Genomic DNA, 11,255 nt, shown 5'->3' with positions numbered 1-11,255 from the left:
GAATATTACACGGAGGAATTATGTCAAATCCAAAAGTAAAATTAGATCAATCATTTATTGAAGAACTTAAAAAAACAACTAAAGCTTATAGTAATTCACTATCTATAGCCATTAGGAATAATATTAAAAACGAAAATAAAAAATAATAAAAAAACATAAGAAATTAGAAATTTTCTTATGTTTTTTTATTAAATTCAGAATTATTTATTATGCTTAACATTTAAAAAATACATTTTTAATAATTGAATATTTAATTCTAAAAAAGGAGTAAATCGTTTTTTTTAAATTATTTAAAAATTAAAATAAAAATATTTTATGCATAAAAGTTGCCTCTATATATAGAAATGTACAATTTAATTTGTATAAAAGAATACTTATATACGAACGTTTTGAGGTAAATTATGAAAATAAATAAGAAATTTTTAAATAAAATTACTCTTTTAGGAGTGACTTCAAGTTTATTTGGTTTGGTTTCGCTTAATAGCAGTAACCAAACATTAAACGAAACTGAATTAAATGACTCTGAAAAAGAAGTTTCTAAAATAGAATATACAATTAATCCTAATCCACATAATTTAAAGTATTTTGATAATTTAAGTTTTATTTCATCAAAATATACACTAGTTCGTGGATCATCAATTTTGTCGGATAAATATTTAGATCATCATATTAAATCTGTTTTAAATCTTAAATCTACTCTAGAATCAGAGAACACTTTAGATTATTTATTAGACAAAAATAATTTAAATACTAGAGTATTAATCGGAATAAAAGGTTCTGATGATGAAGTGTCTAAATATATTGAGTCTAAATATGAATCAGAAATTGATAATGATTTCAATAAGTTTGATGCTTATTCTCTAGTTGTTAAAAATAATAATATCGTAATAATTGCTAAAGATAAAGAAGGTGTTTTCGCTGCTTTTAATACATTGAGTTGAATATTTGAAGAAATGAACGGTCAATTTATTAGAGATTTAGTAATTAATGATTATGCTGATACTAAAATTCGTGGTTTTATAGAAGGGTATTATGGAGTACCTTGGTCTTGAGATGATAGAAGTTCAATGATGACATTAGCTGGTAAATATAAAGCTAATTCATATATATTTGCTCCAAAAGATGATCCGTATCATAGTGTAAAATGAGATGAATTATATCCTTCTGAAGAAATTGAAAAAATGAAAAAAACAGTTGAAGCAGGGCATTATGCTGGTGTTGAATTTACATGAACCGTGCATCCATGAATTAACAAATCACATGCTATTGATTTGCAAAACAATTATGATTCTGAAGTTACAAAATTGAAAGCGAAATTTAAGCAAATGTATGATGAAGTCGGTATTAGGCAATTTGGTTTATTAGCAGATGATATTGATGGTCAACCATTTAATCTTGTAAAAAAATTAATCGAAGATTTAGTTGCATGAGGTTCTGAAGAGGGTAGAGAAGTAAAAGGTTTTGTGTTTGTTCCAACAAAATATGAAGGAATGTCAAATACATGATCAGGAACAGTGGCCCAATTGCAACAGTACCAAAGAGAACTACCTGATAATTCTAAAGTATGGATTGTTTATACAGGTGCTAATGTTTTTGGTAGTGTAGAAACAAGATCTATAAATTGATGAGTTAATACTTCTGGAACAAATAGGTCACCTTTATTTTGGTTAAATTGACCTGTAAATGATCCAGATTATACAGCCCTTAATTTAGGGCCCGGAACAATGTTAAATAACGATGTTGAACCAAGTAAATTATTAGGTGTTGTAACAAACCCAATGCAAGAAGGTGAATTATCTAAAATTGCAATTAGTGCAATAAGCTCGTATACATGAAATATTAAAGACTTTGACGCTTGAAAAGAATGAAAAGAATCATTTTATAAAATAGCCCCTGAAGCCCCTGAAGCCCTTATGAAATTAGCTAGTCACATGACTTCTACATCTAAAGATGGAACTAGATGAGGGGTTAATATTGATGATGAATCTAAGGATATAAGACCATTAATCAATTCGATTACAAATTCGTTGAATTCAAATAATAATTTAAATGAATCAGATAGAGAACAATTATTAAGTGAAATGGAATCCATAATTGATGCTTATGATGAATTTATGCATTATTCAACTAATGAAAAAATGAAGCAAGAAATGGAATTATTTGGATTATCATTATCTAAAATAGCCGAAACAATTAAGAATGGTTTAGTAGCAATGAAATTGTTTGATGAATTAAATTCATATGATTTTAACATTAGATTAAAACAAGCTAAATTATTTGAAGCATATCAATACGCTGATAAAGCTAGAGAGGCATTTAATTTTGCTAAACATTTAATTAGAGAAGATTTAAAAGAAGGCTCAAAACCAAGAGATAAAGAAAAAATTGTTAGACCAGGTAATCAATATTTAGAACCTCTTGCAAAACTCATTTTAAATAAAATTAATTTTATTAAATCAAAGTCAGGAAATATAAATTTAGATAATTTATATGTTTCAAAAGAAAATAAAAGTCAAATTGCAAATCCAGAATTGTATAAGCAAACTGTTGAAAATGAAAGTGCAAATTCTCAAATTATTTCAAATATAGATCCTAATAACCGTGAAAATGTGGGTGCAGCATATATTGGTGCATCAAAAATAGAATACTTAAGTCCTAAAGATGAAACAAAACAAACTTTAACTTTAAAAGGTGGTCAATATATTGCGTTTGATTTAAATGTCGTCTCACAAATAACATCATATAATTTAGTTCTAGATGGAAAAGATAAAGATAACAAGAAACTAAAGAAATATTATTCAACAACATTTGATAAAATTAACTCAGTACCTAAAGATGTATCAGATGAAAAACCTTTTATTGCTAGATATATTATTTTATTCAACGATTCAGAAGAAGAATTAGAGTTTAGTATTACTGATTTTAGCTTAGTAAGAAGTTCACATGTTGAACAAATAACCAATGGTGCCAATAAGCAAAATGTCGAAAAAGTAAATAATTATAGAGTTCATTCATCGGATTATAACGAAGAAATGAATATGTATAAATATTTATTCCAAGATTCTGATTTTATCTTTACTTCGCACTCTGATAACGGAGAATTAGTTATCGAAAGTGAATCAGATGAAAATGCTTTATTTAATGAATTTTACATTAAGCAAGACCCTCTTTATATTTCGCATGCTTTAGTTTATGCGACAGTTTACAATAAAACAACCGGAGTCACCCAAAACAAAAAAATGGGTAATCTAGACCAAGTGGAAAACTTTTTTAGAGCACCTCTCGATAAAGATGAAATTGTTCTTAAACTAAATATTCAATATAGAAATTCTAAATTGCATCTTGATAAAATTGATGTTTTAAGTAATTTTAATCGTTTAGATTATTCAGAAGTTAAAACTGCATTAGAAGATTTAAAAGAATCTCGAAAAAAACACGAAAATATTACATTTACATCAAACCAAAATATTGATACATTAATTTTTAAAGCAGAAGAATTGTTAAAAAACAAATTAGGATATTCACAAATTGCAATTAATAGATTGAGAAACGAACTTATAAAATCTAAGTATGTTTATGATGTTGTAGCAAATCAAGATAATATTAACAAACTTGATTCCTTAGTTGCGGAATTAGAAAAATATAGTTCAGAAGATTTAACTAAAAAAACATTTGTTATGCTTAATAATAATTTATTAACATTCAAATCATTTAAAAATACTAGAAATAATAGTTTAACTAACGATGAAGTTTTAAAATGAATTGACAAATTAACTAAAATCAAAAGTAAATTAGTATTTGATAAATCTAAATCTGATCGTTATTTAGAATTATATACTTTAAGAAAAGATTTATTGAGTTTATCTACAAGTAATGATTATCCAAATCATGTGTTTGAAAAAATGAATGATTTGATTAATAATTTAGATAAATATTACGATAATAATGAAAGTATTCATTTTAATAGTGAATTATCTTCCATCGGAGAAAAACTATCTGAACTAAAAGTAGTACCTTTAGAAAAAGCACAAATAAATGATGAATCCTTAAAGGAAATAAATATTCTAGAAAATTCTATTGATCTAATTACTAAAAATAATATTTTAAAATTAGATTTAACTTTAGAATATAAATTATTAGACGTGACACGTAAAAACTTAGATTTTTATTCTAAAGAAGCTTTAAATAAGAGAAACCAACAAATTAAAGAGATTAACGCAGCTTATTTTGAAAAAGTATCAAAAATAGTTAAATCGCAATTAACTAAATTTAAAGATAAGTTAGATTTATTAAAACCTTCAAATAAATATATAAATTCAAAATTATTCCAAAAATTTGTAAAAGATTTAGAAGTATCTATAGACGACTTAAATTTAAATAAAAATAATTTAAATCTCGATAAATATTTAGAAGAATATTTAAGAATAAAAGATAGTGTTAATGATAAATTAAATTCTTTATCTAATAATATTTCAACAACAATGTATTTACAAAACCTTTATGATATAGATGATAATTTAAATGATATTTTTGTTCAATGAAAAAGAAATATTAAATATCAAGCGGAAAAATTATTAAGTTTAGAGGAATATGATCCAAAAACCTATTCTGATAAAGTCGAAGAATTGTATCAAAAAGGTAGAGATTTAGAAACATTAGAGTTAAAAAAAGATACTTTAAATAAAATGTACCAAGATTTTTTAACTAAAAAACAGGTTTTAAGTGATTTATTAGAAAAATCTAGAGAAGCAAAAGACAATTCTAAACCTTTTGAAATTTATTCTTCAACAACAAAATTGGTTAATAATATCGAAACTTCTCTAAAAGAAAATCCACAAAACGAAATTGAATTTGCAAAATTATTAGATCAAACTGATGATTTAATTAATACTGCTCATAAGTATTCATTAATCGAATCAAATATAGGAACTAAACCTGAGAATAATGTTGTGGTAATTGAAAAAGAGTCGCCATCTAAAAATACAAAAAAAGAAAATAATGTTTCAAGTTCATTAGTTTTATTAATTGTATTAAATGCGATTGTTACATTTGGTATGGCCCTTTATCTTGCATTTAAAAAAATTAAAAAGAATAAAAATAATTAAGGAGAATTATGAAAAAATATAAATCATTAATTATATTAGGATCATTAGTCAGTTTTGCATCAATTGCAACCGTTGTTTCTTGTTTTGCACCAAACACTAAAAAAGAGAGTGAAAAAGAAAAAAATGATAATCAATCTACAGAAGAAAATAAAGCAAATAGCAAAATAAACATTGCACTAATTGATAAATTATTAGAAAATAAATATATTACAGATTTTAACCAATTGAATAATAAAACAGAATTATTGTCTCAATTTAATAGTCAAAATTTAAATGTTAATAATGTTGAAATTATAAATTATGATTATGTAAACAATAAAATGAGCGCCAAGTTTACTTTTGAAAATCTGTCAACTAAAGAAGTTTTTAGTGTAGATAGAGAAATTAGCGGTTATAAAGATATTAATTTCGAAAACGAAATTCAAGATGTAAAAGAAAAAAATGATACCGAAATTGGAACTAATAACCAAAGAGTTATTAATATAAATGATAATTGAAGATTTGCTAAAATAAATGATGTCGACTCAGTTGAAGTTAAAAAAACTAATTTTGATGATTCGCATATGCTAAACGTTAATTTACCTCATGATTGATCAATTTATAATGATTTTAGTTCAACTATTTCAAATGAATGAGGTTCTTTAGAGGGCGGAAGTGCTTGATATAGAAAAGAATTAGATGTAAAACCAGAATGAAAGGATAAAGAAATAGAGATTCATTTTGGTGGTGTTTACATGGAATCTGAAGTTTATGTAAACGGACAATATATATCTACTTATCCTTCAGGATATCAAGAATTTAATTATAACATTGGTAAATATTTAGATTACTCTAAAGGTGCTAAGAATGTTATAACAGTAAAAGTAACAAACAAATCCGAATCATCAAGATGATATTCAGGTTCAGGTATTTATAGGGATGTCTCATTAAAAGTTACTGATAAATTACATTTACAAACATATGGTACACAAATTATCAATAATGATTTCGATGTTAACGACTTATCAAATGTTACAAGTAAAGCTATTTATACAATTAAAAATGACGATTCAAAAACAAGAACATTTAAAATTAAAAAAACTGTTTATAAATTCGGTGATGAAAAAACTATATTATTCACAAATCAAACTGAAGATGTCAACATAGACCCTAGCAGTTCAATTAAGTTAGAGACAGAGTTTAACGTTAATAATGTTCAATTGTGAGATACTAAAAATCCAAATTTATATTTATTAAAAACAGAAATTATTGAAAATGTAGATGGAAACGATATTGTTGTAGATCAAGAAACACAAAGATATGGATATAGAAAAATAGATTGAACATCTAATGATGGATTTAGTTTAAACGGAAAATGATTAAAATTCCATGGTGTTTCTATGCACCATGATCAAGGTGCGTTGGGTGCTGTTGCTAGTTATGACGCCATTTATCGTCAAATGAAAATTATGAAAGAAATGGGTGTTAATGCAATTCGTTCAACACATAACCCTGCAGATCAAAAATTAGTTCAAATTGCCGAAGAGTTAGGGTTATTATTTATTGATGAAGCATTTGATACTTGATATGGTGGTAAAAAAACAAATGACTATCATAGATTCTTCGAGCAACAAGCATTACATCCTGATGCAATTGAAGGTGAAACATGAGCAGAATTCGATGTTAAACAAATGGTGCGTTCAAAAATTAATTCGCCTGCAATAATAATGTGGTCAATTGGTAATGAAATTGCTGAAGGTACACAAGCAAAAGGTGTTACAGTTGCAACCAATTTAGTTAAATGAATTAAAGAAGTAGATCAAACAAGATATGTAACATGAGGTTCAGATAGATATCGTTATGGTAACGGGCAAGATGCTAATATTGCTGCAGCTTCTGAAAAACTTGATGTTGTCGGAATGAACTATTCTGAAGCAAATGCTCCGACATTGCATAATCTCCATCCAAATTGAAAAATATATGGTTCTGAAACATCTTCAGCCGTACGTTCACGTGGTGTTTGATATGCACCTAACAGTTATGATAACGGAACCAACGCAAACAATTATTATGGAAAACAACAATCAGATTACGGAAATAACCGTGTAGGTTGAGGAAAAACAGCTACACAATCATGAAAATTTGATAGAGATAACAAATGATATGCCGGTCAATTTATTTGAACTGGATTTGATTATATTGGTGAACCTACTCCATGATGAGGTCAAAAAGGAGATGATAAACCAAAATCATCATATTTTGGTATTGTAGATACAGCTGGATTTCCTAAAAATGATTACTATTTATATCAATCACAATGATTAGATGTTAAAGAACATCCTATGGTTAAAATAGCTCCCCATTTAAATTTTGATAAACCAGAAATGAGAAATTTAGTTGTTAACCAAGATGGAACTTTAGATTTAAGAGTTTATTCTAATGCTAAAAAAGTTATTTTAAAAGCAGATGGTCAAGAAATAGCTACCAAAGAATTCGCTACATTACAAACAAACTACACTGACGAAAAAGGAAATCCGATTATTTATCAACAAGGTGCAAACGAAAATGAGTTATATTTAAAATTCCCTATTAAATACGATGAATTTAAAAACAAAACAATTACAGCTGAAGCATACGACTCAGAAAATAATTTAGTAGCAACAGACACTATTAAAAGAGCTTCTACTCCGGTTAGAGTACAATTAAAACCTGAGAAAAATATTATTTTATCAAACGGCGATTCTTTATCTTATGTTCATGTTTCTGTAGTTGATGAAAATGGAATTGAAGATCCGAATGCTGATAATTTAATTAATTTTACAGTTGAAGGTGATGGTGAAATAGTCGGAGTTGATAATGGTGACGCTCTTACACGCGAAAGATATAAAGCGTATGAAGACGGAACTTGAAAAAGACATTTATTCAATGGTAAAGCGCTTGTTATTGTTAGATCTACAAATAAATCTGGTGAAATTACTTTAAATGCAAATTCAGAAAATCTAGAATCAACCCAAACAACAATTTTAACAGTTGAGTCTTTACCTAATACTGATACCATTATTCCGCTTGCTCTAGATAAGAGAAAAATAACAATTAATTTATTTGAACAACCAAATTTAAATGATATTAATCTAATCTTATCTAACGGTACAAAAGTTAATGATAATATTGAGTGAGATATAACAAAACTAGATAACTCAAATACTGGCGAATACACAGTAACAGCTAATTATCAAGAAAAAACTTTTGATCTTAATGTTGAAGTTGTTGATTTATCTACATTATATAGACCAACAAAAACATATTTATCATATGTAAAAGGCGAAAAATTAGTTTTATCTAATTCTGTTTTAGTATTAAATAACTCAAATGAATTAGAACATAAAGAAGTGGTGTGAAATACCGAAAATATAAATGTAAACGAATTTGAACCAGGTCAAGAAATTGAAATTAATGGATATTTAAAAGATAATCCTCAAATTTTAACAAAAGCTTATTTAAGTGTATTACTTGCTTTAACCGATGAAGTAGATACAGTAAAATCAAATAATAACACTGTAGAAATGGTTTATATTGGTACAAAATTATTAGACAATTTTGACAATGATACTAAAGAGTATACACTTGAATCGGAATATAAAAATGGATATCCTTTGATTGAAGTTATTCCTACTGATAAAAATGCAAAAGTTGAGCAATTAATAGTTGATATTGATGAATTTAATAGAGAATATATTATTTTAGTAACTGCACAAGATGGTAGTGTAAATATATTTAAGTATAAATATCATTTAAACTTAAATGATTATACTGAAGCATATTTAGATGTTTTACCAATCATTGAAGGTCGTGGTAGATATGCAAAAATAGAATTAAGACTATCAAACGGTTCAATTATTACACAGGATCAATTAAGTAATATTCAAATTAAAACATTGGATCCAGAAGATAATAAATACTTTAGTTCTAAATCAAATGAAATTTATGCTTCAATTGCAAAAAATAATATACCAGTTTATGCCGAATTTACATATAAAGGTCAAAAAGTTAGAACTCAAACAACTAATTTAATGATTTTAAAATCAAAAGAATCATCAAATATTGATTCATATAGTTCATTCAACTTAACTGTACAACGTGGTCAAGAAATAAGTCTACCAAATTACATAGAGAAAATGTATCAAGGTGATAAATTCCCAAGAAGACAAATTGTTGAATGAGATAATATTCCAAATACAGATCAAATGGGTGTATATTTAATTACTGGAACTATTGTTGAAACACAAGAACCGGTTTATGCTACAGTATCTATTTATGATTACGTAAAAGTTGAAGAAATTACACTAAATACTATTAAAGGTTTTGAACCATATCAATTACCAGACATTGTGCTTGTAACAGATAATTTAGGCAATAAAGTAACTAAAACAGTTACATGAGATAAATTTACTCAATCTAATCTAGAATCTTCTGAAGATTACTCAATTTTTGGAACAATTGATGGTGTTGAAGATTTAAAAGCTAAATTAAACATAAATGTTGTTCCGGAAAAAGAAGGAGATTATTTAAATATTTCTAAACAAGTAACTGGATTTGATTATCCTGCCGCAATTGCAAGTTTTACCAATGATATTGATCCTACTTCACAAGATAGAATCGAAAAAATAAACGATGGAATAGTAGAACCTAGAAACAATACTTCAAATAAATGATCTGATTGACAAAGAAACTCAACTAGAACATCTGATTGAGTAGGTACTATATTTGCACGTGGTGGAATTATTGGACCTGAAATGTTTGATCAACTTCAAGTTTGATTCGGTGAAGATGGTGGAGCCAAAGCACCTACAAATTATAAAATTCAAGTATTTGATCAACCAATAACAAATTTACCAAATGCTAATGGATTATCACATATTAGCGGATCAAATAGTAATTTAGCAGACGATTCATTATGAAAAGATGTTGAACTAAAAGAAAGTCCAACTATTACACCAAATAATGCTGCAGGTACAATATTTAATTTTGCAAAACCAGTTAAAGGTTATGCTTTAAGAATTAAAATGGATATTGTAAGAGGAAAACAAGGGTTATTAGTGTACGAATTCCAAGTAAATCGTAAAATACCAAAAGATAATAAACAAGGAGTTATTTTAACCAGAAATCTTTCGGCAAGAGTTTCGGATCAAAAAACTCCTATTGCAATTGCCGGCTTTACAAACGATGGAGCCGGATCAAATGATAGAGTACAATATTTAAATGATAATATTATTGAAACTCAACCTACAAGCATAAATAAATGATCTAATTGACAAAGAAATAAGAGAAATGAAGATTGAGTTGGTGTTCTTATCTCTGAAAATCAAACTAAAAGCGTAGACTCTCTTAGAGTATTCTTTGGTGTTGATGGTGGTTCAGGATTACCAAAAGAATATCATATAGAATACTTTGATCAACCAATAACTAATTTACCAAACGGTAACCAAGTTGGTCACATCGACGAACATAGAGATTCGAATTTATCAGATAGTTCGCTTTGAAAAGAAGTAGTATTAAAAAATAAACCTGAAGTAGCTTCTCTACCTTCAAACGATACCGAAGGATCCTTATTCGAATTTGCAACTCCTGTAAATGCAACCGCAATTAGAATAAGAATGAAAACACCTGACAATAAAAATGGAGTTGTTGTCAGGGAATTAAGAGCGTTTAGAACAAGTTCTTTAGAAAGCGAAGCACAATTGCTCGATGTAAAAATTAAAGGAAAATATGTGGATGGTATTAATCTTGAACAAAAAGATTACTACATCGATGATAATGTTGATTTAAATGATATTATCATTCAAGTTAGTGAAGGTGCTAAGGTTATTAAATATATGGATCAATATTCTGTTGAATTTACAATAATTTCCGAAGATCTTTCTAAAACAAATACATATAAATTCACTAAACGTTCATTTGAAGTAAGAAACGAATTAATAAGAAGATATGAAAAATTAGTTCAAACATTGGAATCTAGAATTACACCTAATTTAAGTGTGACTAAATATACAATGGCTAAGTCATTAGTAGCTAAATTTAGATATCTTTCTAAAATACTAGAAACACCAATAAATGATTTAAGACAAATAATTTTAGATTTAGATCAAAATACACAAAAATAATTGAAAGGAC

Annotated in this window: 3 protein-coding genes; all 3 read left to right on the top strand. The window is 26.8% G+C overall.

The features are described 5' to 3' along the window. The first annotated feature begins 20 nt into the window (after window positions 1–20). The 3 genes from KQ876_RS04180 (at window position 21) to KQ876_RS04360 (ending at window position 11,245) form a co-directional block, all read left to right on the top strand. Entirely contained in the window at window positions 21–146 is a 126-nt protein-coding gene (locus KQ876_RS04180) for a hypothetical protein (protein WP_255533578.1), read from the top strand. Window positions 147–401: 255 nt separating this feature from the next. Next, window positions 402–5,105, top strand: a complete 4,704-nt coding sequence (locus KQ876_RS04365) for a beta-N-acetylglucosaminidase domain-containing protein (RefSeq protein ID WP_216490039.1) — start codon at window positions 402–404, stop codon at window positions 5,103–5,105. Between the two features lie 8 nt (window positions 5,106–5,113). Continuing rightward, window positions 5,114–11,245, top strand: coding sequence for a glycoside hydrolase family 2 TIM barrel-domain containing protein (locus KQ876_RS04360; RefSeq protein ID WP_216490037.1), 6,132 nt, complete (start codon window positions 5,114–5,116; stop codon window positions 11,243–11,245). Window positions 11,246–11,255: the final 10 nt, after the last annotated feature.

The organism is Mycoplasma sp. CSL7491-lung (assembly GCF_018913965.1).
In the GTDB taxonomy this organism is placed as follows: Bacteria; Bacillota_I; Bacilli_A; order Mycoplasmatales; family Metamycoplasmataceae; genus Mycoplasmopsis.
Note: the sequence above shows the minus strand (reverse complement) of the source record. Positions and strands in the feature narration are given on the sequence as shown.